A 25198-nucleotide genomic window follows, 5' to 3' on the forward strand; every position below is an offset into this window, starting at 1 on the left:
ACCCGCGCCGCGCCTCCTTAGCTCAGTGGTAGAGCAACGCTCTTGTAAAGCGTAGGTCGTCAGTTCGATCCTGACAGGGGGCTCTACCGGCCCTCCGCGATGAACGTCGCCAGCGCATCCGCATCGTCCACGTCGCCGTCGAACGTGACGCCGTCGACGACCACCGTCGGCACGCCGCGCAGCGGCTCGACGTCCTGCAGCGGCTCCTCGATCGCGCGCACGGTCGCCTGCCGCACCCACCACGCGAAGCGGCCCTCGGCGATGCAGTCGCCCGCCTCAGCGCCGTGCTCGGCGGCGAGCGCGGTCACCGAGGCCGCATCGAAGGGCTGTCGCTGCAGCATCGCCAGCAGGGCGGTCTGGAACGGGCGGTACGCCTCGGGCTCCGCATCAGCGACGCACGCGAGCGCGTTCGCGCCGAGCGTCGACGCGTAGCCGTTGCCGATCGAGTCGCCGAGCGAGACGGGCAGGTAGGCCACGCGCGCGCGCCCCGCGTCGGCGAGCTCGGCGAGCCGCTCGCCGCTCGCCTCGAGCAGCCGGTCGCAGTACTCGCACGCCGGGTCGACCACGACGAGCACATCGGGCACGTCGGCTGCGTCGGGCAGCGGCTCGGGCGCGCCCTCGGCGGGCACGGGGTCGCGCTCGATCGCGCCGTCGGCGTCGAAGGCGATCGCGTCGGCCATGTTCGCGGGACCGTCGGCGGGCGCGAGGGTGACGATCTGGCCGCCGAGCTCCTGCTGGATCGTCTCGAGCTCGGGGTCGCGGATCACCCAGCGGTCGAAGACGAGCACGGTCTGCTCCTGCAGCTGCCGCTCGGTCGCGACCGCGAGCGCCGCATCGGCGCTGGCGGCGAGGATGAGCTCGGTGTCGGCGCCGCACGTCGCGACGACCGGGTCGTCGTCGCTCTCGCGGTACTGCTCGACGAGGTCGTCGCACTGCCCGCCCGCGTCGAGGTAGGCGGCGCCGAGCTCGCCGATCGTGGTGATGGGCGGGGGCGGCGACGCCGCGCACCCTGCCAGCACGGCGAGCGCGACGAGCGCGCCACCTGCCGACAGGGTGCGCATGCGCTCAGCCGTCGCTCGGGGCGGGCGACTCCGCGGGCTCGGGCGACTCGGTGAGCGAGCCGGCCGTCGCCGTGACGAACGCCTGGAACCCTGCCGCGTCGCCGGGGGCGCCGGCGTAGCGCTCGCCGTTCACGATGACCGTCGGCGTGCGGTCGGCGACCTCGCCGTCGGTGCCGGGCAGCGGCTCGGTGCCGGCGCGCACGGTGGCGTCCTCGACCCAGCTCATGAAGCGGCCCTCGGTGATGCACTCGGCGAGCCCGCCCGACGTGTCGATGCCGGCCGACTCGGCGACGCCGACGATCTCGTCGTTCGTCAGGCCCGGCGTGCCCTCCTCGGGGCGGTTGTCGAACATCGCGGAGTTGAACGCCCAGAACTGGTCGGGCGCGTGCTCGGCGACGCACGCGGCGGCGGAGGCGGAGCGCGTCGAGTACTTCGTGCCGAGCGACGTGCGGTCGAGGATCGAGATCGGGTGCACCTCGACGGTCGCGGCGCCGGTCTCGAGCAGCTGCTCGAGCGTCGCGCGGTTGGCCTCGTCGAAGGCGCCGCACGCGGGGCACATGTAGTCCTGGTAGATCTGGATCTGGATCTGGTCGTCGCGCGGCTCGGTCGGCGTCGGCTCGCCCTCCGGCGGCGTCGCGGGCGTGCGCTCCGCCTCGAAGCCGGCGCCGATCACGATGCCGTTGCTCGCCATGTTCTCGGGGCCGGGGCCCGCGGGGCGGATGCTGTTGACGATCACGACCGCCACGATCGCGACGATCGCCACGGCAGCCACGATGATGCCGCCGATCGTCAGGCCCTTCTTGAGGCGCTCCTTCTTGCGGCGCTCCTCCTGCATCCGGCGGGCCTGCTCGCGGGCCTGCGCACGACGCTCGTTCTTCGTCAGCTTCTCGCTCATGCGTCCTTGTCCTGGGTCGGCCGTGGTCACGGCGGTGGGCGCCGCTGGGGGAAGCGCGCCGTCCTCTAGGGTACCGGCAGGCCGACGTGCCAGGATGAGCACGCGGGCGACGGCGCCCGTCCTCACCACGACGGATCGTCCGGCACGTACCTGCCGGTGGAAAGGGAGTATCGACAATGGCGTCTGTGACGTTCGACAAGGCCACCCGGGTCTACCCCGGCGGCAACCGCCCCGCGGTCGACGCGATCGACCTCGAGATCGGCGACGGGGAGTTCCTCGTGCTGGTCGGCCCCTCCGGCTGCGGCAAGTCCACGACCCTCCGCATGCTCGCGGGCCTCGAAGAGGTCAACGACGGCCGCATCCTGATCGGCGACCGCGAGGTCACCGACATGCCGCCGAAGGACCGCGACATCGCGATGGTGTTCCAGAACTACGCGCTCTACCCGCACATGACGGTCGCCGAGAACATGGGCTTCGCGCTCAAGATCGCCGGCGTCGCCAAGGAGGAGCGCGCGAAGCGCGTCGAGGAGGCGGCGAAGCTGCTCGACCTCGAGCCCTACCTGAGCCGCAAGCCGAAGGCCCTCTCGGGCGGTCAGCGCCAGCGCGTCGCGATGGGCCGCGCGATCGTCCGCCAGCCGCAGGTGTTCCTCATGGACGAGCCGCTGTCGAACCTCGACGCCAAGCTGCGCGTGCAGACGCGCACGCAGATCGCTTCGCTCCAGCGCCGCCTCGGCGTCACGACGGTCTACGTCACGCACGACCAGACCGAGGCGCTCACGATGGGCGACCGCATCGCGGTGCTCAAGGACGGCGTGCTGCAGCAGGTCGGCACCCCGCGCGAGCTCTACGGCCAGCCGGCGAACCAGTTCGTCGCCGGCTTCATCGGCAGCCCCGCCATGAACCTCATGGAACTGCCCGTCACCGAGCGCGGCATCGAGTTCGGCGCGCACGTCACGCCCATCCCGCGCGAGCAGCTCGCGGCGGCGAAGGGCCACGTCGTCGTCGGTGTGCGCCCCGAGGACATCTCGGTCGCCGAGTCGGGCGGCGTCGGCCTGCCGGTGCTCGTCGATCTCGTCGAGGAGCTCGGCGCCGACGGCTACCTCTACGGCCACGCCGACGTCGAGGGCAAGCGCGTCGACATCGTCGCGCGCGTCGACGGGCGCACGCACGCCTCGCTCGGCGACACCGTGTACATCACGCCCGACCCGCAGCACATGCACCTGTTCGACTCCGACAGCGGCAACCGCCTCTGACCGGCACCGAGCGACGGCCCCGTCCTGGCGACGGGGCCGTCGTCGTCGACGGATGCGCGCGATCGACCCGAGCGCGCACGCCCGGTCGCGCCTACCATGGCGGCATGCGGTCCGACCTGCGCATCACCTCCGCCGTGATGGATGCGACGCTGCTCGACCTGCCGTGGGACGAGCCGCTCGAGCAGTGGACCGACGCCGACGTCGTGCAGCTGCCGAAGGGCATCTCGCGGCACCTCGTGCGCTTCGCGCGGCTCGGCGGCCGCGTCGTGGCGATCAAGGAGACGACGCCCGAGATGGCGACCCGGGAGTACGGGATGCTCCGCACGCTGCAGCGGCTCGAGGTGCCGTGCGTCGAGCCGCTCGCGGTGATCGCCGACCGGGTCGACGCCGACGGCAACCCGCTCGCCGCGGCGCTCGTCACCCGACACTTGCGCTTCTCGCTCCCCTACCGCGCCCTCTACTCCTCTGCGCTCAAGGAGCCGACCGCGCAGCGCCTCGTCGACGCGCTCGCGGGGCTGCTCGTGCGGCTCCACCTCGTCGGCTTCTACTGGGGCGACGTCTCGCTCTCGAACACGCTCTTCCGCCGCGACGCCGGCGCCTTCGCCGCCTACCTCGTCGACGCCGAGACCGGCACGCTGCTGCGCGACGGCCTCTCGGACGGCCGCCGCGAGGACGACCTCGAGATCGCGCGCGTCAACATCGCGGGCGAGCTGCTCGACCTCGCCGCGGGCGACCGCCTCGACGAGTCGATCGATCCGGTGCAGGTCGCCGGCTCGATCGTCGACCAGTACCGCTCGCTCTGGCACGAGCTCCACAGCGACGAGGTGCTGCCCGCCGACGAGCGCTGGCGCATCTCCGCTCGCATCGAGCGGCTCAACGCGCTCGGCTACGACATCGGCGAGCTCGCGATCCGCACGGGCGACGGCGGCACGACCGTGCGCATCCAGCCCAAGGTCGTCGACCCGGGCCACCACCACCGCCGGCTGCAGTCGCTCACCGGCATCGACGCGCAGGAGAATCAGGCGCGGCGGCTGCTCAACGACCTCGACCAGTACGTCGCGACGCAGCACGACCTGCGGCCGCACGTCGGCGACGAGGCGCTCGCCCACGAGTGGCTCGAGCAGGTGTTCCAACCGATCGTGCAGTCGGTGCCGATCGAGCTGCGCGGCAAGCTCGAGCCCGCCGAGATCTTCCACGAGGTGCTCGAGCACCGCTGGTTCCTCTCCGAGCGCGAGCAGCGCGAGGTGCCGCTCGCCGAGGCGGCCGAGCAGTACATCGCGACGCAGCTCGCGTTCCGGCGCGACGAGGCGGCGCTGCTCGACCTGCCGCTCACGATGACGATGCCCATCATCACCGTGCAGGGCCTCCTCGACGAGGAGGACGACGAGGGCGACTGGCGCGACCGCGTCTGACCCGCCCAGCGAGACGCACCGCCCACCGGGGCGCATCCGCCCGAGCGGGGCCCGCGTGCCCGCCCCGGTCAGGCGGAACCGCCCCGGTCGCCGCACGCACGCCCGATCTCGATGCGCGACCTCCGGCCGCTGCTCGATCAGCGCGAGGAGCGGCGCTTCGCGACCTCGTAGAGCGTGACGGATGCGGCGATGCCGGCGTTGAGCGACTCGGTCGCCGACGAGATGGGGATCGAGACGATCGCATCGCACGTCTCGGCCACGAGCCGCGAGAGCCCCTTGCCCTCGCTGCCGACGACGATCACGAGCGGGCCGCCCGCGAGGTCGAGCTCGTGCAGCGGCACGTCGCCGTCGCCGTCGAGCCCGACGACGAACACGCCCTGCGACTTCAGCTCCTTGAGCGTCGTCGTGAGGTTCGTGGCCATCGCGACCGGCACGCGCGCGGCGGCGCCGGCGCTCGTCTTCCACGCCGACGCGGTCACGCCCACCGAGCGGCGCTGCGGCACGATGACGCCCTGCGCGCCGAACGCGGCGGCCGAGCGGATGATCGCGCCGAGGTTCCGCGGGTCGGTGATGCCGTCGAGCGCGACGAGCAGCGGCGTCTGCTGCCGGTCGACGATCTGCTCGAGCAGCTCGATCGGGTGCGCGTACTGGTACGGCGGCACCTTGAGCGCGACGCCCTGGTGCACGGCGTCGTGGCCCGAGAGCCGGTCGAGCTCGGGCCGCATGACCTCGAGCACCGGCAGTCCGCGCTTGTTCGCGATCGAGAGGATCTCCTTGACCCGCTCGTCCATCTCGAGCCGGGCGGCGAGGATGAGCGTCGTCGCGGGCGTCTTCGTGCGCAGCGCCTCGAGCACGCTGTTGCGGCCGGTGACGAGCTCGGAGTCGTCCTTCGCCGACGAGGGCTTGCGGTGGCGGGGCGGCTCGGGGCGGCGGCCCTTCTGCGCGGCCGCCTCGAAGCGCTCGCGCGCCGACTTGCGCTTGCCGGCGACGTGCCACGAGCGGTCCTCGGCCTTCGGCGTGGGGCCCTTGCCCTCGAGCGCCTTCCGGCCGTGGCCGCCCGTGCCCTTCTGCGGGCCCTTCTTGCGCGGCGATCGCTGCGACTTGGTCATGAGATGCTCCAGGTGGTGGTGTCCTTGCCGTCCTCGACGGCGATGCCGGCGGCGGCGAGCGCATCGCGGATGCGGTCGGAGGCGGCGAAGTCCTTCTTCGCGCGCGCCTCGCGGCGCTCTGCCAGCAGCGACTCGACGAGGCTCGAGAGCGCCCCGGTCGCGGCCGACGTTCCAGGATGCCACACCTCGTCGGCCGGGTCGAGGCCCAGCACGCGCAGCATCGCCCGCACCTCCCCCGCTCGCGCGAGCGCGGCATCCGCCTCCCCCGCGTCGAGCGCGGCGTTCGCGGCGCGCGTCGACTCGTGCAGCACCGCGACCGCTTGCGGGGTCGAGAGGTCGTCGTCCATCGCCGCGCCGAACGCCACCGGCACGTCCGACTCCGGCAGCTCGCCCGCGCGCGCCGCGCGCTCGAGCATCGACTCGATGCGGCCGAACGCCGCCTCCGCCTCGCCGAGCGAGCCGCCCTCGAGGTCGCCGGCCGCGGTGCGGAGGTCGATCGTCGAGCGATAGTGCGGGGCGAGCAGGAAGTAGCGCACGACGATCGGGCGCACGGCGCGCACGAGGTCGGCGGCGAAGATCGAGTTGCCGAGCGACTTCGACATCTTCTCGCCGTCGACGTGCACGAGGCCGTTGTGGCTCCAGACGCTCGCGAACGCGAGCCCCGCCGCCGTCGACTGCGCGAGCTCGTTCTCGTGGTGCGGGAAGCGCAGGTCGAGGCCACCGCCGTGGATGTCGAACGCGTCGCCGAGGTAGCGGCGCGACATCGCCGAGCACTCGATGTGCCAGCCCGGCCGGCCGCGGCCCCACGGGGAGTCCCACGAGGCCGAGGCGGGCTCCTCGGGCTTCTGCGCCTTCCAGAGCGCGAAGTCGCGCGGGTCGCGCTTGCCGCGCGGGTCGGCGTCGGCGGCGGACTCCATGTTGTCGAGCGACTGGCGCGTGAGGGCGCCGTACTCGCGCCAGGAGCGCACGTCGAAGTAGACGTCGGCCGAGCCGTCGAGGGCCGGGTAGGCGTGGCCGCGCTCGATGAGCTCGGCGATGAGCGCGTGCATCTCGGGCACGGAGGCGGTGGCTCGCGGCTCGTACGTCGGCGCGGCGACGCCGACGGCGCGGTACGCCGCCGTGAACTCGAGCTCGACGCGGTAGGCGAGCGCCCACCACGGCTCGTCGACCGCGTTGACGAGCACCTTGTCGTCGATGTCGGTGACGTTGCGCACGAACGTGACGCGGTGGCCGCGGTGCTCGAGCCAGCGGCGCCAGACGTCGTAGGCGACGGCGCTGCGCACGTGGCCGATGTGCGGCGACGACTGCACCGTCGGACCGCAGACGTACATCGAGACCTCGCCGGCCTTGAGTGGCTGCAGGTCGACGATCGCCTGCTGCTTCGAGTCGTAGATGCGCACGGTCACGGTGCCCAAGGCTACTGGCGCTTCCGTTTCGCAGGCGATCCGGGCGGGTCGAGGGGAATCCTCCCTCGGGCCGGCTCGATCGCCTGCAGAACGAGTGGGGTGGGTCAGCGGCGACGGATGAGGGCGGTCGCGATCGCCTGCACGCCCTCGCCCCGACCGATCGCGCCGAGCCCGTCGGTCGTCGTGCCGCTCACGCTCACCGGCGCGCCGACCATCGCACTGAGCGCCGCTTGCGCCTCGTCGCGGCGAGTGCCGATGCGCGGCCGCACGCCGAGCACCTGCACGGCGACGTTCACGGGCGCCCAGCCGTCCGCCGCGAGCCGCTCGAGCGCGGCGCGCACGAACACCTCGCCGCGCGCGCCGGAGTACTGCGGGTCGTCGACGCCGACGAGGCCACCGATGTCGCCGAGCCCCGCGGCGCCGAGCAGCGCGTCGACGATCGCGTGGCACACCGCATCCCCGTCGGAGTGGCCGGCGAGGCCCTGCCCCTCCCACTCGAGTCCCGCGAGCATGAGCGTCCCGTCGCCGCCGAAGGCGTGCACGTCGACGCCGATCCCGGTGCGCAGCTCGTCCACGCGACCCCCCTCCGGCGCGAGCAGCGCCTCCGCGCGGTCGGCGTCAGCCGCCGTCGTGATCTTGAACGCGAGCTCGTCGCCCGGCACCGACGCGACCGGTTCGCCGAGCGCCTGCACGAGCTGGGCGTCGTCGGTCGAGTCGGCGCGCGCGAGCGCCTCCGCGTAGGCGGCACGCAGCAGTTGGGCGTCGAAGCCCTGCGGCGTCTGCATCGCGCGGAGCGTCGAGCGGTCGACGATGCGGCCGAGCCCCGCGGCACCCGACTCGCGGATGGTGTCGACGACGGGCAGCACCGGCACGACGGCGCGCGCGCCGCCCCGCAGCGCCTCGACGACCCGCTCGACGAGCGAGCGCGGCGCGAGCGCTCGGGCGGCGTCGTGCACGAGCACGAAGCGCTCCTCGCCCACGCGCTCGAGTCCCGCCGCGACCGAGTCGGCCCGCGTCGCGCCGCCCACGACCACGAGCGCGTCGACCCGCGCACGCTCGGCCGCCGCCGACGCATCCGCCTCGAACCCCGCAGGCACGACGACGACGATCGACGCGTCGATGCCCGCGAGGCCGCGCAGCGCGTGCTCGAGGATCGTCGCGCTCGCGAGCTCGGCGAAGGCCTTCGGCACGCCGCGCCCGAGGCGCGTGCCGCTGCCCGCGGCGACGACGATGATGGCGGTGTCGGTCACGCGCTCGAGCCTAGATGCCTCGCGCGGCCGCGCCCGGACGTGGAACGAGGCACCCGATCGAGAGATCGGATGCCTCGCCCCAGGCATGTGCCTGCAGGTCTGCGGGTCAGCTCGCGGGGGCGAGCGCCTCGTCGAGGCGCGCCGCGGCGGCGTCCTCATCGGTGTGCTCGGCGAGCGCGAGCTCGGAGACCAGGATCTGCCGCGCCTTCGCGAGCATGCGCTTCTCGCCGGCCGAGAGGCCGCGGTCCTGGTCGCGGCGGCTGAGGTCGCGGACGACCTCGCTCACCTTGATGACGTCACCGGACGCGAGCTTCTCGACGTTCGCCTTGTAGCGGCGGGCCCAGTTGGTGGGCTCCTCGGTGAAGTCGGCGCGCAGCACCTCGAAGACCTTGTCGAGGCCCTCCTCGCCGATCACGTCGCGGACGCCGACCATGTCGACGTTCTGCGCCGGCACCTCGATCGTGAGCCCGCCCTGTGCGACGTTGAGCTTGAGGTAGGTGGTCTCGACGCCCTTGATCTTGCGCACCTTGACCTCGGTGATCGTTGCGGCACCGTGGTGGGGGTAGACGACCGTCTCTCCGACCTCAAAGTTCATCGAATGCTCCTCGTCATAGCCAGAACCTCGATTTTATCACAGCGTGTCGCTCGCCCAGGCCCGCGGGGCGTGGTTGGATCGCGCCCCTCAGCGCCGCGTGGAGCGTCCATCGGGCGGGTATTAGAGTGGTCGTGACCGCGGTCGCGCACTCAGCGCCCGCGGCCATCGTCGAAAGGGATCCCGTGCAGCACCGCCCCCTCGCCGCAGCCGCCGCAGCCGCAGTCGTCGTCCTGGCAGCCACCGGCTGCAACCTGCTCACCCCGCAGGCGACGACGATCGAGTACGACCCCTCCGACGGCGTCTCGGGCTCGACCGGCACGGTCGAGTGGCACAACGCGCTGCTCATCGGCGACCCGGACGGCGACACGCTCAACCTGCTCGTCACCTTCACGAACCCCGGCGAGGCGACCTTCGTCGAGGTGCGCGTCGACGACGAGGCCGAGGAGGTCCGCGTCGGCCAGGGCACGACGACCTTCGGCTTCCCCGACGGCGAGCAGCTGCTCTTCGAGGTCGGCGAGATCGAGTTCGGCGGGCTGCGCAACGTCTCGTTCCAGGCCGACGGCGCCGAGCCGACGGGCGTGGGCGTGCCCGTGCACTCGACCGAGTTCCCCGACTACGCGGACTTCGGCCCGGCCGAGTAGCCCACCGGGCTCAGACCCGAAGGGGTCTGCGCCCTACGCTCCAGCGCGGAGCTCGAAGCGGTAGCCGAGGCCTCGCAGCGTCACGAGCTGCGTCGGGCTCGAGGGCTGCTCCTCGATCTTCGCCCGCAGCCGCTTGATGTGCACGTCGAGCGTCTTCGTGTCGCCGAAGTAGTCGCTCCCCCATACCCGGTCGATGAGCTGCCCCCGCGTGAGCACGCGGCCGGCGTTGCGCATGAGGTACTCGAGCAGCTCGAACTCGCGCAGCGGCATCGCCACCTCCGCCCCGTCGACCGTGACGGTGTGGCTGTCGGCGTCGAGCCGCACGCGCCCCACCTCGACGACCGAGTCGTCGTCCGCGTCCTCCTCCTCGGCTGCGCGGCGACGGAGGACGGCGCGGATGCGCGCCACGAGCTCGCGGGTCGAGTACGGCTTCGTGACGTAGTCGTCGGCACCGAGCTCGAGCCCGACGATCGTGTCGACCTCCGAGTCCTTCGCCGTCAGCATGATGATCGGCACCTTTGAGGTGCGGCGCACGTGCCGGCACACGTCGGTGCCGCTGCGCCCCGGGAGCATGACGTCGAGCAGGATGAGGTCGGCACCTTCCCGCTCGAAGCGCTCGACCGCCGCGTTTCCGTCGGCCGCGTGCGCCGTCTCGTACCCCTCGAGCTCGAGCAGGTAGGCGAGCGGCTCGGCGAGCGCGAGCTCGTCCTCGACGATCAGGATGCGCGTCATGCAGTCTCCTCGCGGGCAGGCGTCTCGGCGACGGGCAGTCGCAGGGTGAACGTCGAGCCCTGACCCGGGCGCGACCAGAGGGTGACCTCGCCGCCGTGGCTCACGGCGACGTGCTTCACGATACTGAGGCCGAGGCCCGTGCCGCCCGTGACGCGGCTGCGCGCGGGGTCGACGCGGTAGAAGCGCTCGAACACCCGCTCGCGGTCCTCCTGCGCGATGCCGACGCCCTTGTCGGTCACCGCGATCTCGACCACCCCGTCGACGACGCGCACGCCGATGCCGACGTGCGTCGCCTCCGGCGAGTACTGCACGGCGTTCGCCACGAGGTTCTGCACCGCCATCGTGACGAGCTCGGCCGAGCCGAGCACCTCGGCGTCCTCGAGCACGCGCGTCACCACGCGCATCCGCTTCGCATCCGCGAGCACGCGCGTGCGGTCGACCGCGACGTCGATGACCTCGGTGATCCCGACGAGCTCCGGCTGGTCGAGCGGGTCGTCGGCCTGGATGCGCGAGAGCTCGATGAGCTCCTTCGTCATGCGGCCGAGCCGATCCGCCTCGAGCTGCATGCGCTGCGCGAACGCGCGCACGCGATCGGGATCCTCGGCGGCCGCCTCGATCGCCTCGGCGAGCACCGCGACGGCGCCGATGGGGGTCTTGAGCTCGTGGCTCACGTTGGCGACGAAGTCGCGCCGCACACCCGCGAGCCGCAGCTCCTCGGTGCGGTCGGCGGCGAGCACGAGCATGAAGCGGTTGCCGAGCGGGGCGACGCGCACGCGCAGGTGCAGCTCGGTGCCGACGCCGATGCGGCCGCGGCGGTGCACGAGGTCGAGCACCTCCTCGTGCCCCGTGCGCCATACGCGACGCACCGCCTCGAGGATGTCGTGGCTGCGCAGCGCGCGCCCGTCGACGAGGTCGAGCGTCACGGCGCCGGGCGACGAGAGCAGCACCTGGTTGGAGCCGTCGAGCACGACGCCCGCCGACTCGAGCACGTCGACCATCGCGGCGATGCCGTCGGGGACGGGCTCGCTCGCGATCGCCATCACCTGGCGTCCGCGCTGCGCGGCGATGCCGAGCAGATGCACCGAGAGCGCTCCCAGACCGAAGCCCAGCAGGAGCGCCAGGAGCACGTACCACGACGCATCCACGCCCCCATCGTAGCCAGCGCGACGCGCGGCTCCCGCGGTTCAGCGGCTGGACACCGCCCGGTAACCTGGCCCCAGGACACTGGCAGTCCGTACCGTGCCACTGCCGCTCGACGCCGTCGAGCGTCGACGCACCGAAGGAGCAGGAGCAAATGCGCGACGTCTTCCAGCAGGAGCTCGCCGAGGTGCAGGAGCGCCTCGTCGACATCGCCAACCACGTCGTGGTCTCGATCGAGTCGGCCGTGCGCGCCTTCGGCGACTCGAACGTGCAGCTCGCCGAGCAGGTGATCGCGACCGACCCGATCATCGACGACAAGGCGTCGGCGCTCGACGAGCTCGCGATCAACATCATCGCCCGCCAGTCGCCCGTCGCCCGCGACCTGCGCATCACCGTCTCGGCGCTGCGCATCTCGGCGTCGCTCGAGCGCATGGGCGACCTCGCGCGCCACATCGCGCTGCTCGCCCGCTACCGCTTCCCGATGAACGTCGTGCCCGACTCGCTCGCGCCCACGTTCGCCGAGATGGGCGCGAAGGACATCGAGATCGCGAAGCTGCTGCGCGACCTGCTCGAGACGCAGGACCTCGCGCTCGCCGAGCAGATCGAGCAGGCCGACGAGATCGTCGACCAGCTGCACCGCGACGTCTTCGCGCACGTGCTCGGCACCGAGTGGCAGGGCGCGGCGCATACGACGGTGGATGCGACGCTCGCGAGCCGGTACCACGAGCGCTTCGCAGACCACGGCGTGAGCATCGCGAAGAAGGTCAAGTACCTCGCGACCGGCGACTGGGTCGGCGACGAGGACCCGCACCCGGAGATGGCGCCCGAGCCGGTGCAGCCCGCCGCGCCGACCGAGGGCTGACGCCGCCACGAGAGATGGGCCCGACCGCAGCAGTCGGGCCCATCCTCGTCTCGGCTCCTACCGAGGCCCGGGACGGGCCTCGGCGCTGGGGTCGCGGCGGAGACCCGAAAGGGTCTCCGCCCTAAGCTCCACCGCGCTTTCCCTGCGCAGCGACCGCGGCCGCACCCGCAGCCGCCGCCTCGGGGTCGAGGTACTCGCCCGGCGCGACGGGCATGTTGTCGTCGCCGAGGCGGTAGAGCAGCGGGATGCCCGTGGGGATGTTGAGCGCCGCGATGTCGTCGTCGGAGATCTTGTCGAGGTGCTTCACGAGCGCGCGCAGCGAGTTGCCGTGGGCGGTGACGAGCACCGTCTTCCCGGCCTCGAGGTCCTTCGTGATCGTCGACTCCCAGTAGGGCAGGAAGCGCTCGATGACGTCCTTGAGGCACTCGGTGCGGGGCATCTCGCCGTCGATGTCGGCGTAGCGCGGGTCGCCCGCCTGCGAGTACTCGTTGTCGTCGGCGATCGCGGGCGGGGGCGTGTCGAACGAGCGGCGCCAGATCATGAACTTCTCCTCGCCGTACTGCTCGAGGGTCTCCGCCTTGTCCTTGCCCTGCAGGTCGCCGTAGTGGCGCTCGTTGAGGCGCCACGAGCGGTGCACGGGGATCCACGAGCGGTCAGCCGCGTCGAGGGCGATGTTCGCCGTCTGGATCGCGCGCGTCAGCAGCGACGTGTAGAGCACGTCGGGCAGCACGTCGCGCTCGCGCAGCAGCTCGCCGCCGCGCTTGGCCTCCTCCTCGCCCTTCGGCGTGAGCCGCACGTCGACCCAGCCGGTGAAGAGGTTCTTCTCGTTCCAGGTGGACTGGCCGTGGCGGAGCAGGATGAGGGTGCGCTCGGTCATGCCGCCAGCCTAACCCGGTGCGCGATGCCCGAACCGGGCGATGAGGTGCCAGACGCGCTTGACCGCCTGCGGGTCACGGCCCTCGGCCGCCTCGCCCAGGATGCGCGCGTCGATGCGGCCGTCGACCGCGAGCTCCACGGCGAGCGTGAGCGCGTCGATGCCGCGATACGCCTCGAGCTCCTCGATGCGATCGACCTCGAGCTCGAGCCCCGGGTGCCACGCGACCGGCACGCCGAGCTCGGCGGCGACGCGCTCGAGCTCCGTGCCCCGGAACGACGGGTCGAGCACGAGCCGCCGGGCGTCGCGGGCGATCTCCAGGCCGCCGTGCACGTGCGCCTCGACGTAGTCGTCGAGCGGGTCGAGCGCCGACGCATCCGCGAGCGCGAGCAGGTCGCCCGCGCGCTCGGGCGTGCCGAAGCGCTCGGGCTCGGCGACCGAGTCGGGCCAGCAGAGCGTCACGCGCGGCCACGCGCTGCGCGCGACCTCGAGCCACGACGAGCCGAAGCGGATCGCGCCGCCCGTCTCGCGCCGCCGGTGCTCGACCGCGCCGTAGACCGGCCGCTCGTCGGGCGCCGCGTCGTCGTAGGCGCCGCCGAAGATGCGCGACTCCCACCGCCACCGGTCGCCGCCCGGATGCGCGGTGAGACCCCCGTTCGAGATGCCGGTGGAGAACTGCGAGCGGTAGGCGCCCTCGACCGCGATGCGCTCGAGCACGCTCTCGCCGCCGATCCGGCGATCGGGGTGGAAGTGCACGGTGATGCGCGCGTCGGCGGGGAGCGGCCCGCCGCTCGAGCGCGACGCGACGTGGTCGACCGCCCGGCGCCACGCATCCATGCCCGTCACCGTACCCACGCCCCGACGGGCGCGACAATGGTGGGGTGGCGAAGCCGACCGGACGCATCACGCGCGGCACGACCGGCGTGAACCGGCTGCGCCGCGTCGACCGCTGGATCGCGGCGCAGCCGGCCGCGCGCGTGCCGGGCTGCCTCGTCGTCGACCTCGGCTTCGGCGCGAGCGCGACGACGAGCCTCGAGCTGCACGAGCGGCTCTCGCGCGGCAATCCCACGGTCGAGGTGCTCGGCCTCGAGATCGATCCGGAGCGCGTCGCGCTCGCGACGGCGGAGCTCGAGGCGGCGCGCGCGGCGGGCCCTTCGCGCTACGGGCGCGCGATCGCGGCGGATGCGCGGGTGTCGTTCGCGCTCGGCGGCTTCGAGGTGCCGGCGCCGCGGCCGCCGCTCGTGATCCGCGCGATGAACGTGCTGCGGCAGTACGACGAGCACGAGGTCGCCGGGCACTGGGCGACGATGCTCGCGCGGCTCGCGCCCGGCGGGCTGCTCGTCGAGGGCACGTCGAACGAGGTCGGGCGGGTGTGCTCGTGGGTCGCGCTCGACGCCGCGGGGCCGCGCTCGCTCACGATCGCGCTCAAGCTCGACGAGCTCGGCTCGGCGCCGATGGAGGCGCCCTCGGTCGTCGCCGAGCGGCTGCCGAAGGCGCTCATCCACCGCAACGTGCCGGGCGAGCGCGTGCACGCGCTGCTGACGGACCTCGATCGCGCGTGGGCCTCGCACGCGCCGCTCGCCGACTTCGGGGCGACGCAGCGGTGGGTCGCGACGGTCGGGCGGATGCGCGACACGGGCTGGCCGGTGAGCGGCGGCCCGGCGCGATGGCGGCTCGGGGAGCTGACGGTCGCGTGGGAGGCGGTCGCGCCGCTGCCGTGACCGCACCGGCGGCGCCCGCGATGGCCGCGACGCGCCGTGTGCTCCGAGTCGACCCGTTCTCGCCGAGCGGAGCCGTTGCAGCAGGTCGGGTCGGCGAGAACGGGTCGAGTCGCTGCGGGAACCGGTCGAGTCGGCGGGAACGGGTCGAGTCGCTGCGGGAACCGGCGAGTCCATCCCGCGCAATTCGAGAAGCGGGCCCCATCTCGTTTCGCGGACCCGACATATCGGGTCCGCGTGCCGAGAACGGGTCCGTTGAGCCGGGCGCGCGCGGAAGCGCTCCGCGGGCGGATCGGCGGCGCGCGCCGCGCGCTACGCGGGAGGCGCCGCGGGGCGGGTCGGCCGCTGCACGGCGCCGAGCCTCGGCAGCCGCGGCGGCCGGTTCGCGTGGCCCGCGCTCGGCGGCACGAGCACCTGCTGGCCCGCCGCGACGTCGAGGCCCTCGGCGCTGCGCACGACGAGGTCGCCGTCGGCGGGCGCCGAGCGCTTCACGACGGCGAGCGCGATCGGACCGAGGTCGTCGTGGATCGCCGCGGACGTCACCTCGCCGACCTCCTTGTCACCCGCGAGCACGACGTCGCCAGCCGCGACCGGCGCGTTCTGCGAGCCGTCGAGGTGCAGCAGCACCACGCGGCGCGGCGGCGCGCCCAGGTTGTGCACCTTCGCGACCGTCTCCTGCCCGCGGTAGCAGCCCTTCTGCAGGTGCACCGCCGTCGTCAGCCAGTCGAGCTCGTGCGGGATCGAGCGCTCGTCGACCTCCGCGAGGCCGGGCCTGCCCGCGGCGATGCGCAGCGCCTCGGCCGCGAGCGAGCCGACGAAGCGCTCCGGCTCGAGCGCGGCCGCCTCCTCCGGGCTCAGCACCGACTCCGACCAGCTCCACGGCTCCCCCGTCGGCTCGCCGTAGCGCACGCCGCCGGGCGCGACCTCGGGCCAGCCGTCGAGCCACGCGACGGGGCCCGCAGGCTCGCCCGCGGTGCCCACGACGACCGCCTCGGGTCGCTCGATCTCCACTTGCTTGAAGAAGCGCATCCGCGTCAGCCACGACTCGAGCGCGTCGCCGCTGCCGGCATCGACGATCACCCAGAGCGCATCGCCGTCGCGCCGCAGGCGCAGCACGTGCTCGATGCGCCCTTCGGGCGAGAGCACGAGCGTCTCGCTCGAGGCGCCGTCGGCGAGCGAGACGATCGCCTGGCTCGAGATCGAGTCGAGCCACGGCAGCGCGTCGGGGCCGGTGAGCCGCAGCACGTCGCGCGGCAGCAGCACGAGCGCGCCGGCCCGCAGCCGGCGCTGCTCGGCCATCGGGTTGCCGACGTGCAGCGGCAGGCCGGTCGACTCGTCGAGCACCGCGCCCGGGATGCGCGAGGCGAGCATGCTCACGCCTCGTCGCCGCCCGAAGGGGTCGCGCGCGCGAGCCGGGCCGAGGCGTGGCTCTCGAGCCCGCGGCCGAGCGCCGCGAGGTCCCACGCCCACAGCAAGTGACCCTCGACGAGCCCGAGCATGCGAGTGGATGCGGTGTGCTCCTTCGCGCTCGCACCTCGCAGCACCGCGTCGGTCGCGAGGTCGATGCGGGGGCCGGCGATCGTGCCGAGGTAGAGCTCGGCGACGCCCGCGGGGTGGGCGATGAGCGCCTGGATGTCGAACGCGCCGTCGGGGCGGCGGAGCGACTCGACCGCGTCGAGCGAGCCGAACGCGGGCTCGCCCTCGGGCGGCAGCATGCCGGGGCCCGGGTCGGCCGCCTCCGCGGGGCGGGCGAGGCGCCAGAAGCCCGACTCGGCCGCGAGCGGCGTCAGCTCGTCATCGAGCATCCACGCGTAGGCCTCGTACGAGAGGTACGGATGCCCGTGGTGGGCGAAGGAGACGCGCTGGCCGAACTCGTGCTCCACCGTGCGGTCGCCGACCGGGAAGGAGAGCACGCCGGTGCCCTCCCAGTCGCCGACGAGCCACTGGAGCGGGCCGAGCTCCGGGGGCAGCGTGGGATCGAGCTCGAGCACCGCGCTAGCGCTGGCCCTTGAAGAGGTTGCGGATGACCACGTAGGAGACGCCGAGGATCGCGATCATGGCGAGCCCGAGCAGACCGAGGTAGAAGATCTCGAAGGCGATGATGGGGATGGCGTCCATGGCTCGATCCTACCCCCGCACCCCGAGCCCGCGCGGGCGCCGGGCGCTACAGCAGGTGCGTGAGCGGCACGAGCACCGCGGAGGCGATCGCGAGCACCACGACCACGCCGAAGACCGCCGCCGCGAGCCGCGCGACGACGCCGGGCTCCGTGGGCCCGCCGAGCTGGATCGCGAAGGCGACGAGCGTGCAGACGCCGAGCACGATCGGCAGCCACACGATGCCGTCGGAGGGCTGCAGCACCCCGACCGCGATCGCGCCGATGGCCGCGAGCAGCCACACGGGCCACACGCTCCCCCATCGCCACGACGTGGCCTTGCTCGCCATGGCCTCATCATGCCGCAGTCCCCTCGGACGGTCGAACCGGGCCGCGCGCCAGGCCGCGAGCCCTCGAGCGCGCCGGCGCCGTCAGGACGGCCTCCGCGCAGACCCTAGGATCGGAATCGGCAGGAGGCTTGATGGCGCACGTCGTGATCTTCACCCGCCGCGATCGGGGAGCGCTGCCCAGTCTCGAGCTGCTGGAGCACCGCGTGACGACGCTCCCCGGCACGGCGGAGGCCGTCGCGCACGCCCCCGCCGGCGACGTGCTCGTCGTCGACGGCGCCGTCGAGCTCGCGAGCGCGAAGGCGCTGTGTCGGCTGCTCGACCGCGACGCGGCGCCCGTGCTGCTCGTGCTCTCCGAGGGCGGCTTCGCGGCCGTGAGCGCCGAGTGGGGCGTGACCGACATCGTGCTCGACTCGGCCGGTCCCGCCGAGCTCGAGGCACGCATCCGCCTCGCCGTCAGCGCGCGCACCGAGGCCAAGCCGATCGTCGCGAGCGGCCTCAGCATCGACGAGGCGAGCTACCAGGCGAGGGTCGACGGCCGACCGGTCGACCTGACCTACAAGGAGTTCGAGCTGCTGCGGTTCCTCGCCGCGCACCCCTCGCGCGTCTTCACGCGCGAGCAGCTGCTGAGCGAGGTGTGGGGCTACGACTACTTCGGCGGCACCCGCACCGTCGACGTGCACGTGCGGCGGCTGCGCGCGAAGCTCGGCGACCTCGAGGGCCTCATCGGCACCGTGCGCGGCGTCGGCTACCGCTTCGACCTGGAGACCGCATGATCGACACCGCTCGCGCCCTCGGCGCCGCGTGCGCCGCGCACGACGGCATGCCGCCCTTCAACGACCAGGCGCTCGTCGAGCTCGCCCGCGGACAGCGGCGCGCGATCGGCGACGAGACGGCGCTCGCGATCGTGAGCGACGCCGACCGGGAGGTCGAGCTCGCCGTGCACCCCGACCACCGCGGCCGCGGGCTCGGGCTCGCGCTCGCCGAGCGCGTCGCCGCCGAGCTCGGCGACTTCGACGCGTGGGCGCACGGCGACCTGCCCGAGGCGCGCGCGATCGCCGAGCGGCTCGGGATGCGGCGCGTGCGCGAGCTGCTGCAGCTGCGCGCCCCCGTGCCGGCCGCCGCCGACGGCGCCGATCCCGACCGCCTGCCCGACGGGGTGCGCGCGTTCGAGTCCGACGACGCATCCGCCCTGCTCGCCCTCAACGCCGCCGCGTTCGCCGACCACCCCGAGCAGGGCCGCATGAGCGCGAGCGACCTCGCCGCGCGCCTGGCCGAGCCGTGGCACGACGACGCCAACCTCGTCGTGCTGCCGGGCGAGGCCGGCCTCGACGGCTTCGCGTGGGTCAAGACAGGCGGCGACGTCGCCGAGCTCTACGTGCTGGGCGTCGCGCCCGGCCGGCAGGGCGCGGGCATCGGGCGACGGATGCTCGAGGCCGCGTTCGCGCGGATGCGCGCGGTGGGCGCGACGACCGCGCACCTGTACGTCGAGGGCGACAACGAGGCTGCGCTCGGGCTCTACCGGCGGGCAGGATTCTCGCAGTGGGCGATCGACGTGCGATGGAGGCACGGGACGATCACCCAGGACGATGGCACCTCGGATTGAGAGGATGGCGTCATGACTGACGGCACCGCCACCAGCGCTCCCGCGAGCTCGGAGACGCTCCGCGAGCGCCCGGCTCGCACTCTCGGCGAGGAGCGCAGCTTCCACGACGCCAACGAGGCCGACTTCGACGACTACGACGACGAGTCGAGCTGGTCGGCCGAGCTGCAGGGCACCGCGACCGAGGACGGCCTGCCCGCCGACCGCTTCCTCGACCGCGAGCTCTCCTGGCTCGCCTTCAACGAGCGCGTGCTCGAGATGGGCGAGGACCCGCGCGTGCCGCTGCTCGAGCGCGCCAACTTCCTCGCGATCTTCGCCTCGAACCTCGACGAGTTCTTCATGGTGCGGGTCGCGGGCCTCAAGCGCCGCATCGCGACGGGGCTCGCCGTGCCGACGAACGTGGGCCGCTCGCCGCAGGAGCTGCTGCACGCCGTCGTGCAGCGCGCGCACGAACTGCAGCTGCGGCACGCGCTCGCGGCGCGCGAGTCGTTCCAGGTCGACCTAAGCGAGGCTGGCATCCACGTCGTCACGTGGCACGACCTCACCGACGAGGAGCGCGAGGCGATGTCGGCGCGCTTCGAGGCCGAGATCTTCCCCGTCCTGATGCCGCTCGCGGTCGACCCCGCGCATCCGTTCCCCTACATCTCCGGCCTCTCGCTCAACCTCGCCGTGCGCGTGCAGGTGCCGGGCGAGGAGGAGCCGCAGTTCGCGCGCCTCAAGGTGCCGGCGGTGCTGCCGCGCTTCATCGAGCTCCCCCGCGCGGCCGACGGCGCGCAGCGGTTCCTGCCGCTCGAGGCGCTCATCGCGAACAACCTCGACGAGGTGTTCTCCGGGATGGGCATCATCGACCACCACGTCTTCCGCGTCACGCGCAACGAGGACGTCTCGATCGACGAGGACGACACCGAGAACCTCATCAGCGCGCTCGAGGAGGAGCTGTCGCGGCGCAAGTTCGGGCCGCCCATCCGGCTCGAGGTCGCGGAGGACATCGACGCCGACACGCTCGACCTGCTCGTCGACGAGCTCGGCATCACCGAGCACGAGGTCTACCGGCTGCCGGGGCTGCTCGACCTCACCGGGCTCTTCCAGATCGCGGGCATCGACCGGCCCGACCTGCGCTACACGAAGCGCGTGCCGGTCACCGCGACGCCGTTCCTGCCCGGCGACCAGGACGAGAAGCCCGACCTCTTCGCGGCGATCACGCGCAAGGACGTGCTCGTGCACCACCCGTACGAGTCGTTCGCGACGAGCGTGCAGGCGCTGCTCGAGCAAGCGGCCGACGACCCCGACGTGCTCGCGATCAAGCAGACGCTCTACCGCACCTCGGGCGACTCGCCCGTCGTCGCGGCGCTCATCCGCGCGGCCGCGGCCGGCAAGCAAGTGCTGGCGCTCGTGGAGGTGAAGGCCCGCTTCGACGAGCAGGCGAACATCCGCTGGGCGAAGCAGCTCGAGCGCGCGGGCGTGCACGTCGTCTACGGCATCGTCGGCCTCAAGACGCACTGCAAGCTCATGCTCATCGTGCGCCGCGAGCAGGGGCGGCTGCGCCACTACTGCCACATCGGCACCGGCAACTACAACCCGAAGACGAGCCGCATCTACGAGGACTTCGGGCTCTTCACCGACAACGACCAAGTGGGTCGCGACATCACGAGGCTCTTCAACGAGCTCTCCGGCTACGCGAAGGAGAAGTCGTACCAGCGGCTGCTCGTCGCCCCGCGCCACTTGCGGAAGGGGCTGCTCGACCGCATCGAGCGCGAGACGCAGGCCGCCAGGGCCGGCCGGAAGGCGCGCATCCGCTTCAAGATCAACGCGATCGTCGACGAGCAGCTCATCGACGCGCTCTACCGCGCGAGCCGCGCGGGCGTCGAGGTGCAGATCTGGGTGCGCGGCATCTGCTCGATCAAGCCGGGCGTGCCGGGGCTGAGCGAGAACATCACGGTGCGCTCGATCGTCGGCCGCTACCTCGAGCACTCGCGCGTGTTCGCGTTCTGGAACGACGGCGCCGAGGAGGTCTTCATCGGCTCGGCCGACATGATGCACCGCAACCTCGACCGCCGCGTCGAGGCGCTCATCCAGCTCACCTCGACCGAGCACATGCGCGACATCTCGCAGCACTTCGATCGCGCGATGTCGCCGCAGACGGCGTCGTGGTGGGCGGAGCCCGACGGCACCTGGACGCGCCGCTTCTACGACGACGAGGGCGCGCCGCTCGACGACCTGCACCGCGACCGGATGATCCAGATCCAGCGCCGCAAGCGCGCGGGCGGCCGGTGACCGCCGCGGCCGCGCCCGTGCTCGCCGCGGGCGCGCTCGTGTGGCGGCGCGGGAAGCGCGGCGTCGAGGCCCTGCTCGTCGAGCGCACGCAGCACCGCGACCTGTCGCTGCCGAAGGGCAAGCTCGATCCGGGCGAGTCGCTGCCCGAGTGCGCCGCGCGCGAGATCGAGGAGGAGACCGGCTGCGCCGTGACGCTCGGGGCGCCGCTCGGCACGAGCGAGTACCGGCTGCCCGACGGCCGCGACAAGGTCGTCTACTACTGGCAGGCGCCGCTCGGCGATGCGGGCCCTGGCCCGTTCGAGCCGAACGACGAGATCATGGCGCTGCACTGGCTGCCGCTCGACGAGGCGCGGCGGCGCGTGAGCTATGAGCACGACGCGGCGATCATCGCGCGCTTCGAGGAGCGCCTCGCGCGCGGCCAGGAGCAGACGTTCCCGATCGTCGCGCTGAGGCACGGGAAGGCCGCGGATCCCTACTCCTTCGACGGCGATGCCGCGGCGCGGCCCCTCACGCCGCGCGGCGAGCGCCAGTCGGCATCGATCGCGCGCGGGATCGCCGCCTTCGGGCCGGAGCGCATCCTCTCCTCCGACGCCCTCCGGTGCCTGCAGACCGTCGAGCCGCTCGAGGCGGTGCTCGGCGTCGAGGCGAAGGCGCTGCACGAGCTGAGCCAGGAGTGGCCGGTCGGGCAGCGCGAGGAGATCGAGCGGCGCATCGCGAAGGCGGTGCGGAAGCGCCGCGGCACGGTGCTGTGCAGCCACGCGCCGGTGATCGGCGACATCGTCTCGGCGGTCGTGCACGTGACGGATGCGGCGGAGACCGAGCGCACGCACCGCGCGTCGATGCTGCACACGGCCGAGTTCACGGTGCTGCACGTGAGCGCGGGCGCCGAGCCGTCGCTCGTCGCCCTCGAGACGCACGGCCCGCCGGCCGACTGACCGCGCGCTCCCGGCGCGCTCGAGCCCCGCAGAGTCTCGCCACTCCGCGTTCGCCGCGGCCGCGAGAGCGCAGAGTTCCGGCACTCTGCTGTTTCGCGTGCTCGGAAGCGCAGAGTTCCGGCACTCTGCGGCCGGAGCGGATCAGCCGAAGCGGCCCGAGACGTAGTCCTCGGTCGACTGCACCGACGGGTTCGAGAAGATGCGAGTCGTCTCGTCGTACTCGATGAGCTTCCCCGGCTTGCCCGTGCCGGCGATGTTGAAGAACGCCGTCTTGTCGGAGACGCGGCTCGCCTGCTGCATGTTGTGGGTCACGATCACGATCGTGTACTCCTGCTTGAGCTCCTCGATGAGGTCCTCGATCGCGAGCGTCGAGATCGGGTCGAGCGCCGAGCACGGCTCGTCCATCAGCAGCACGTCGGGGCTCACCGCGATCGCGCGAGCGATGCAGAGGCGCTGCTGCTGTCCGCCCGAGAGGCCCGAACCCGGGATGCCGAGGCGGTCCTTCACCTCGTTCCAGAGGTTCGCGCCGCGCAGCGAGCGCTCGACGAGGTCGTCCTGGTCGCCCTTGGACATCCGGCGGTTGTTGAGCAGCACGCCGGCGAGCACGTTCTCGCGGATCGTCATCGTCGGGAACGGGTTCGGGCGCTGGAAGACCATCCCGATCTGGCGGCGCACGTTGACCGGGTCGACGCCCGTGCCGTAGAGGTTGGCGCCGTCGAGCAGGATCTCGCCGTCGACGTAGGCGCCGGCGATCACCTCGTGCATGCGGTTGATCGTGCGCAGCACGGTCGACTTGCCGCAGCCCGAGGGCCCGATGAACGCCGTGACCGAGCGGGGCTCGATCTCGAGCGAGACGCCCTCGACCGCCTTGAACGCGCCGTAGTAGACGTCGAGGTCGTTGATCTCGATGCGCTTGGACATGTGCGTATTACCTTCCGGCCTTCGGGGCGAAGAAGTGGGCGATGAGTCGCGCCACGATGTTGAGGATCATCACGATGAGGATGAGGACGAGCGCCGCGGCCCACGCGCGGTCGAAGTACGCCTGCTCCTGGACGCCGGGGCTCACGTACTGGTTGTAGGCGAAGACCGGCAGCGTCATCATGCGGCCCTCGAACACGTTGTAGTTCATGTTCGTCGTGAAGCCGGCGATGATGAGCAGCGGCGCCGTCTCGCCGATGACGCGGGCGATGGCGAGCGTCACGCCCGTGACGATGCCGGCGAGCGCGGTGGGCAGCACGACCTTCGCGATCGTCAGCCACTTCGGCACGCCGAGGGCGAGGGATGCCTCGCGCAGGTCGTTCGGGACGAGCTTCAGCATCTCCTCGGTCGAGCGCACGACCGTCGGGATCATGAGCAGGCTGAGGGCGACCGCGCCGCCGATGCCCGAGCGCACGCCCTCCCCGAAGAAGAGCGCGAAGAGCGCGTAGGCGAACAGTCCCGCGACGATCGAGGGGATGCCCGTCATGACGTCGACGAAGAACGTGATGGCCTTCGCGAGCTTGCCCTTGCCGTACTCGACGAGGTAGATCGCGGTGAAGATGCCGACCGGCACCGAGATGATCGCCGCCCAGAGCGTCACGAGCAGCGTGCCGACGATCGCGTGCAGCACCCCGCCGCCCTCGCCGACGACGTTGCGCATCGTGTAGGTGAAGAACTCGGCGTCGAAGCGCGCCACGCCGTTCGCGACGACCGTGATGACGAGCGAGACGAGCGGGATGAGCGCGAGCAGGAACGCGCCGGTCACCAGCCCGGTGACGAACCGGTCGGTCGCCTTGCGTCCGCCCTCGATGAGCTGGCTGACCACGGTGACGGCGACGAGGTAGAGCACGAAGCCGATGAACGCCGTCATGACGATGCTGAACTGCCCGCCGGACGCGCCCGCGACGAGACCGGCGACGGCCGCGCCGACGAGCAGCGCACCGGCGAGCACGGCCCACGGGCTCCAGCGCGGCAGCTGGCCTGCCGTGAGCGGGTTCTGCGCCTGGCGGGGCGCGCTGATGGTGGTGGTCATGGTCTAGCGACCTCCGTCGACGGTCGTCTTCGCGATGATCCAGCGCGAGATGGCGTTGACCAGCAGCGTGATCGCGAAGAGCACGAGGCCGGAGCCGATGAGCATGTTGACGGTGATGCCGTGCGCCTCGGGGAATCGCAGCGCGATGTTCGCGGCGATCGTCGAGGGGTTCTGCGAGCCGACGACGACGAACGTCACCGCGCCCGCGGAGGCGAGCACCATCGCGACCGCCATCGTCTCGCCGAGCGCCCGGCCGAGGCCGAGGATCGAGGAGGCGATGATGCCGGAGCGGCCGTGCGGGAGCACCGCCATGCGGATCATCTCCCACCGAGTGGCGCCGAGCGCGAGCGAGGCCTCCTCGTTCAGCCGCGGGGTCTGCAGGAAGATCTCGCGGCAGAGAGCGGTGATGATCGGCAGCACCATGACGGCGAGCACGATCGCTGCCGTGAGGATCGTGCGGCCGGTGCCGGAGGCGGGCGGCGAGAAGAGCGGGATCCAGCCGAGGTTCTGCGCGAGCCACGTGTACGCCGGCTGCATGAAGGGCGCGAGCACCGCGATGCCCCACAGTCCGTAGATCACCGAGGGGATGGCTGCGAGCAGGTCGATCAGGTAGCCGAGGATCGCGGCGAGGCGGCGCGGTGCGAAGTGCGTGATGAACAGCGCGATCGCGATGGCCATCGGCACCGCGATCACCATCGCCAGGAATGCCGACCAGATGGTGCCGAACGTGAGCGGCCACACCCAGGCCCAGAAGCTGTCGTCGTTCGGCAGCGGGCCGATGATCGCAGGCACGGCCTGCGCGACGAGGAAGATCGCGACGCCGGCGAGCGCGAGGAGGATGAGCACGCCGGCGGTCGTCGAGACCGCCTTGAAGATGACGTCAGCCGGACGGTTGGGCGCGGAGGCTCTCGTCGCGGCCGGTGCTGCGGTGGTCATGGGGCTCCAGCGAATCGGGTTGGGCCGGTCATGGCGACCGGCCGGGGCGAC

Annotated in this window: 26 protein-coding genes and 1 tRNA gene; 10 read left to right on the forward strand and 17 right to left on the reverse strand. The window is 72.5% G+C overall.

Annotated elements, in window-relative coordinates; genetic code table 11:
* The first annotated feature begins 11 nt into the window (after positions 1-11).
* Positions 12-83: transfer RNA gene (locus JSQ78_RS06240), tRNA-Thr, on the forward strand.
* On the opposite strand, the gene JSQ78_RS06245 is transcribed toward JSQ78_RS06240, so the two are convergent.
* Both JSQ78_RS06245 and JSQ78_RS06250 read right to left on the reverse strand, forming a co-directional pair.
* Positions 84-1061, reverse strand: a complete 978-nt coding sequence (locus tag JSQ78_RS06245; RefSeq protein ID WP_211450273.1) for a DsbA family protein — start codon at positions 1059-1061, stop codon at positions 84-86.
* A 4-nt stretch (positions 1062-1065) separates the two neighbouring features.
* The gene (locus JSQ78_RS06250; RefSeq protein ID WP_211450275.1) at positions 1066-1956 is read right to left on the reverse strand and encodes a DsbA family protein; all 891 of its coding nucleotides are present in this window, start codon (positions 1954-1956) and stop codon (positions 1066-1068) included.
* Positions 1957-2132: 176 nt separating this feature from the next.
* On the opposite strand from JSQ78_RS06250, the gene JSQ78_RS06255 reads away from it, so the two are divergent.
* Both JSQ78_RS06255 and JSQ78_RS06260 read left to right on the forward strand, forming a co-directional pair.
* Positions 2133-3209 (forward strand): ABC transporter ATP-binding protein, encoded by a 1077-nt coding sequence (locus JSQ78_RS06255; protein WP_211450277.1) that lies wholly within the window; start codon positions 2133-2135, stop codon positions 3207-3209.
* A gap of 104 nt (positions 3210-3313) precedes the next feature.
* The gene (locus JSQ78_RS06260; RefSeq protein WP_211450278.1) at positions 3314-4621 is read left to right on the forward strand and encodes a DUF4032 domain-containing protein; all 1308 of its coding nucleotides are present in this window, start codon (positions 3314-3316) and stop codon (positions 4619-4621) included.
* Between the two features lie 137 nt (positions 4622-4758).
* Here JSQ78_RS06260 and rlmB read toward each other — a convergent pair whose 3' ends face one another.
* From rlmB to JSQ78_RS06280, 4 genes are all read right to left on the reverse strand, one after another.
* Entirely contained in the window at positions 4759-5730 is a 972-nt protein-coding gene (gene rlmB / locus JSQ78_RS06265; protein ID WP_211450280.1) for a 23S rRNA (guanosine(2251)-2'-O)-methyltransferase RlmB, read from the reverse strand.
* On the reverse strand, positions 5727-7136 hold the full coding sequence (gene cysS / locus JSQ78_RS06270; RefSeq protein WP_211450282.1) for a cysteine--tRNA ligase: 1410 nt from the start codon (positions 7134-7136) through the stop codon (positions 5727-5729). The genes rlmB and cysS overlap by 4 nt, the downstream gene beginning before the upstream one ends.
* A gap of 104 nt (positions 7137-7240) precedes the next feature.
* A complete protein-coding gene (gene ispD / locus JSQ78_RS06275) occupies positions 7241-8386 on the reverse strand; it encodes a 2-C-methyl-D-erythritol 4-phosphate cytidylyltransferase (RefSeq protein ID WP_249295949.1) in 1146 nt (381 codons plus the stop codon).
* Between the two features lie 106 nt (positions 8387-8492).
* Positions 8493-8981, reverse strand: a complete 489-nt coding sequence (locus tag JSQ78_RS06280; protein ID WP_021010726.1) for a CarD family transcriptional regulator — start codon at positions 8979-8981, stop codon at positions 8493-8495.
* A gap of 131 nt (positions 8982-9112) precedes the next feature.
* Between JSQ78_RS06280 and JSQ78_RS06285 the strand changes: the two genes are divergently transcribed.
* Positions 9113-9622, forward strand: a complete 510-nt coding sequence (locus JSQ78_RS06285) for a hypothetical protein (protein WP_211450286.1) — start codon at positions 9113-9115, stop codon at positions 9620-9622.
* 33 nt (positions 9623-9655) lie between these two features.
* Here JSQ78_RS06285 and JSQ78_RS06290 read toward each other — a convergent pair whose 3' ends face one another.
* Together JSQ78_RS06290 and JSQ78_RS06295 are read right to left on the reverse strand one after the other, a co-directional pair.
* Positions 9656-10354, reverse strand: a complete 699-nt coding sequence (locus JSQ78_RS06290; RefSeq protein WP_211450288.1) for a response regulator transcription factor — start codon at positions 10352-10354, stop codon at positions 9656-9658.
* Entirely contained in the window at positions 10351-11499 is a 1149-nt protein-coding gene (locus tag JSQ78_RS06295) for a sensor histidine kinase (RefSeq protein WP_211450289.1), read from the reverse strand. Before JSQ78_RS06295 ends, JSQ78_RS06290 begins: the two co-directional genes overlap by 4 nt.
* Positions 11500-11648: 149 nt before the next feature.
* On the opposite strand from JSQ78_RS06295, the gene phoU reads away from it, so the two are divergent.
* On the forward strand, positions 11649-12356 hold the full coding sequence (phoU, locus tag JSQ78_RS06300) for a phosphate signaling complex protein PhoU (protein WP_211450291.1): 708 nt from the start codon (positions 11649-11651) through the stop codon (positions 12354-12356).
* Between the two features lie 121 nt (positions 12357-12477).
* Here phoU and JSQ78_RS06305 read toward each other — a convergent pair whose 3' ends face one another.
* Together JSQ78_RS06305 and JSQ78_RS06310 are read right to left on the reverse strand one after the other, a co-directional pair.
* Positions 12478-13233: a phosphoglyceromutase gene (locus JSQ78_RS06305; protein ID WP_211450293.1), complete on the reverse strand. Its 756-nt coding sequence runs from the start codon at positions 13231-13233 to the stop codon at positions 12478-12480.
* Between the two features lie 9 nt (positions 13234-13242).
* Positions 13243-14067, reverse strand: coding sequence for a DUF3626 domain-containing protein (locus JSQ78_RS06310; protein WP_211450295.1), 825 nt, complete (start codon positions 14065-14067; stop codon positions 13243-13245).
* Between the two features lie 44 nt (positions 14068-14111).
* Here JSQ78_RS06310 and JSQ78_RS06315 point away from each other — a divergent pair, with 44 nt between their 5' ends.
* Complete coding sequence (locus JSQ78_RS06315; RefSeq protein ID WP_211450297.1) at positions 14112-14951, forward strand: class I SAM-dependent methyltransferase; 840 nt, start codon at positions 14112-14114, stop codon at positions 14949-14951.
* A gap of 309 nt (positions 14952-15260) precedes the next feature.
* Here JSQ78_RS06315 and ygfZ read toward each other — a convergent pair whose 3' ends face one another.
* Genes ygfZ through JSQ78_RS06330 form a run of 4 tightly spaced genes read right to left on the reverse strand, consistent with a single transcriptional unit; the run spans position 15261 to position 17391 of the window.
* Positions 15261-16319 (reverse strand): CAF17-like 4Fe-4S cluster assembly/insertion protein YgfZ, encoded by a 1059-nt coding sequence (gene ygfZ, locus JSQ78_RS06320; protein ID WP_211450541.1) that lies wholly within the window; start codon positions 16317-16319, stop codon positions 15261-15263.
* A 2-nt stretch (positions 16320-16321) separates the two neighbouring features.
* Positions 16322-16939 carry a heme-binding beta-barrel domain-containing protein gene (locus tag JSQ78_RS06325; protein WP_211450298.1) on the reverse strand — a complete coding sequence of 206 codons (618 nt, stop codon included), beginning with the start codon at positions 16937-16939 and terminating at the stop codon, positions 16322-16324.
* A 4-nt stretch (positions 16940-16943) separates the two neighbouring features.
* A complete protein-coding gene (locus JSQ78_RS14010) occupies positions 16944-17066 on the reverse strand; it encodes a hypothetical protein (protein WP_021010736.1) in 123 nt (40 codons plus the stop codon).
* 46 nt (positions 17067-17112) lie between these two features.
* Positions 17113-17391, reverse strand: a complete 279-nt coding sequence (locus tag JSQ78_RS06330) for a hypothetical protein (RefSeq protein WP_211450300.1) — start codon at positions 17389-17391, stop codon at positions 17113-17115.
* Between the two features lie 131 nt (positions 17392-17522).
* Between JSQ78_RS06330 and JSQ78_RS06335 the strand changes: the two genes are divergently transcribed.
* From JSQ78_RS06335 to JSQ78_RS06350, 4 genes are read left to right on the forward strand one after another with little or no spacing between them, the layout of a single operon-like run.
* Entirely contained in the window at positions 17523-18164 is a 642-nt protein-coding gene (locus JSQ78_RS06335; protein WP_211450302.1) for a response regulator transcription factor, read from the forward strand.
* Positions 18161-18994, forward strand: coding sequence for a mycothiol synthase (mshD, locus tag JSQ78_RS06340; RefSeq protein ID WP_211450304.1), 834 nt, complete (start codon positions 18161-18163; stop codon positions 18992-18994). Before JSQ78_RS06335 ends, mshD begins: the two co-directional genes overlap by 4 nt.
* 12 nt (positions 18995-19006) lie before the next feature.
* Positions 19007-21265, forward strand: coding sequence for an RNA degradosome polyphosphate kinase (locus JSQ78_RS06345; RefSeq protein WP_211450306.1), 2259 nt, complete (start codon positions 19007-19009; stop codon positions 21263-21265).
* Positions 21262-22200: an NUDIX hydrolase gene (locus tag JSQ78_RS06350; protein ID WP_211450308.1), complete on the forward strand. Its 939-nt coding sequence runs from the start codon at positions 21262-21264 to the stop codon at positions 22198-22200. Before JSQ78_RS06345 ends, JSQ78_RS06350 begins: the two co-directional genes overlap by 4 nt.
* Positions 22201-22341: 141 nt before the next feature.
* Here the strand turns inward: JSQ78_RS06350 and pstB are convergent, their stop codons facing one another.
* Genes pstB through pstC form a run of 3 tightly spaced genes read right to left on the reverse strand, consistent with a single transcriptional unit; the run spans position 22342 to position 25147 of the window.
* Complete coding sequence (gene pstB, locus JSQ78_RS06355) at positions 22342-23121, reverse strand: phosphate ABC transporter ATP-binding protein PstB (RefSeq protein ID WP_211450310.1); 780 nt, start codon at positions 23119-23121, stop codon at positions 22342-22344.
* A gap of 7 nt (positions 23122-23128) precedes the next feature.
* Positions 23129-24211, reverse strand: a complete 1083-nt coding sequence (gene pstA, locus JSQ78_RS06360; protein WP_211450311.1) for a phosphate ABC transporter permease PstA — start codon at positions 24209-24211, stop codon at positions 23129-23131.
* 3 nt (positions 24212-24214) lie between these two features.
* Positions 24215-25147 (reverse strand): phosphate ABC transporter permease subunit PstC, encoded by a 933-nt coding sequence (gene pstC, locus JSQ78_RS06365; RefSeq protein WP_211450313.1) that lies wholly within the window; start codon positions 25145-25147, stop codon positions 24215-24217.
* Positions 25148-25198: the final 51 nt, after the last annotated feature.

It is taken from the genome of Agrococcus sp. Marseille-Q4369, from assembly GCF_018308945.1.
GTDB lineage: Bacteria > Actinomycetota > Actinomycetes > Actinomycetales > Microbacteriaceae > Agrococcus.

Excerpts from the sequence above, each read along its gene's own strand:
- JSQ78_RS06245 (WP_211450273.1), bottom strand. The coding sequence starts at position 1,061 with ATGCGCACCCTGTCGGCAGGTGGCGCGCTCGTCGCGCTCGCCGTGCTG.
- JSQ78_RS06250 (WP_211450275.1), bottom strand. The coding sequence starts at position 1,956 with ATGAGCGAGAAGCTGACGAAGAACGAGCGTCGTGCGCAGGCCCGCGAG.
- JSQ78_RS06255 (WP_211450277.1), top strand. The coding sequence starts at position 2,133 with ATGGCGTCTGTGACGTTCGACAAGGCCACCCGGGTCTACCCCGGCGGC.
- JSQ78_RS06260 (WP_211450278.1), top strand. The coding sequence starts at position 3,314 with ATGCGGTCCGACCTGCGCATCACCTCCGCCGTGATGGATGCGACGCTG.
- rlmB (WP_211450280.1), bottom strand. The coding sequence starts at position 5,730 with ATGACCAAGTCGCAGCGATCGCCGCGCAAGAAGGGCCCGCAGAAGGGC.
- JSQ78_RS06280 (WP_021010726.1), bottom strand. The coding sequence starts at position 8,981 with ATGAACTTTGAGGTCGGAGAGACGGTCGTCTACCCCCACCACGGTGCC.
- JSQ78_RS06290 (WP_211450288.1), bottom strand. The coding sequence starts at position 10,354 with ATGACGCGCATCCTGATCGTCGAGGACGAGCTCGCGCTCGCCGAGCCG.
- phoU (WP_211450291.1), top strand. The coding sequence starts at position 11,649 with ATGCGCGACGTCTTCCAGCAGGAGCTCGCCGAGGTGCAGGAGCGCCTC.
- JSQ78_RS06305 (WP_211450293.1), bottom strand. The coding sequence starts at position 13,233 with ATGACCGAGCGCACCCTCATCCTGCTCCGCCACGGCCAGTCCACCTGG.
- JSQ78_RS06310 (WP_211450295.1), bottom strand. The coding sequence starts at position 14,067 with ATGGATGCGTGGCGCCGGGCGGTCGACCACGTCGCGTCGCGCTCGAGC.
- ygfZ (WP_211450541.1), bottom strand. The coding sequence starts at position 16,319 with ATGCTCGCCTCGCGCATCCCGGGCGCGGTGCTCGACGAGTCGACCGGC.
- JSQ78_RS14010 (WP_021010736.1), bottom strand. The coding sequence starts at position 17,066 with ATGGACGCCATCCCCATCATCGCCTTCGAGATCTTCTACCTCGGTCTG.
- JSQ78_RS06330 (WP_211450300.1), bottom strand. The coding sequence starts at position 17,391 with ATGGCGAGCAAGGCCACGTCGTGGCGATGGGGGAGCGTGTGGCCCGTG.
- JSQ78_RS06335 (WP_211450302.1), top strand. The coding sequence starts at position 17,523 with ATGGCGCACGTCGTGATCTTCACCCGCCGCGATCGGGGAGCGCTGCCC.
- mshD (WP_211450304.1), top strand. The coding sequence starts at position 18,161 with ATGATCGACACCGCTCGCGCCCTCGGCGCCGCGTGCGCCGCGCACGAC.
- JSQ78_RS06345 (WP_211450306.1), top strand. The coding sequence starts at position 19,007 with ATGACTGACGGCACCGCCACCAGCGCTCCCGCGAGCTCGGAGACGCTC.
- pstB (WP_211450310.1), bottom strand. The coding sequence starts at position 23,121 with ATGTCCAAGCGCATCGAGATCAACGACCTCGACGTCTACTACGGCGCG.
- pstA (WP_211450311.1), bottom strand. The coding sequence starts at position 24,211 with ATGACCACCACCATCAGCGCGCCCCGCCAGGCGCAGAACCCGCTCACG.
- pstC (WP_211450313.1), bottom strand. The coding sequence starts at position 25,147 with ATGACCACCGCAGCACCGGCCGCGACGAGAGCCTCCGCGCCCAACCGT.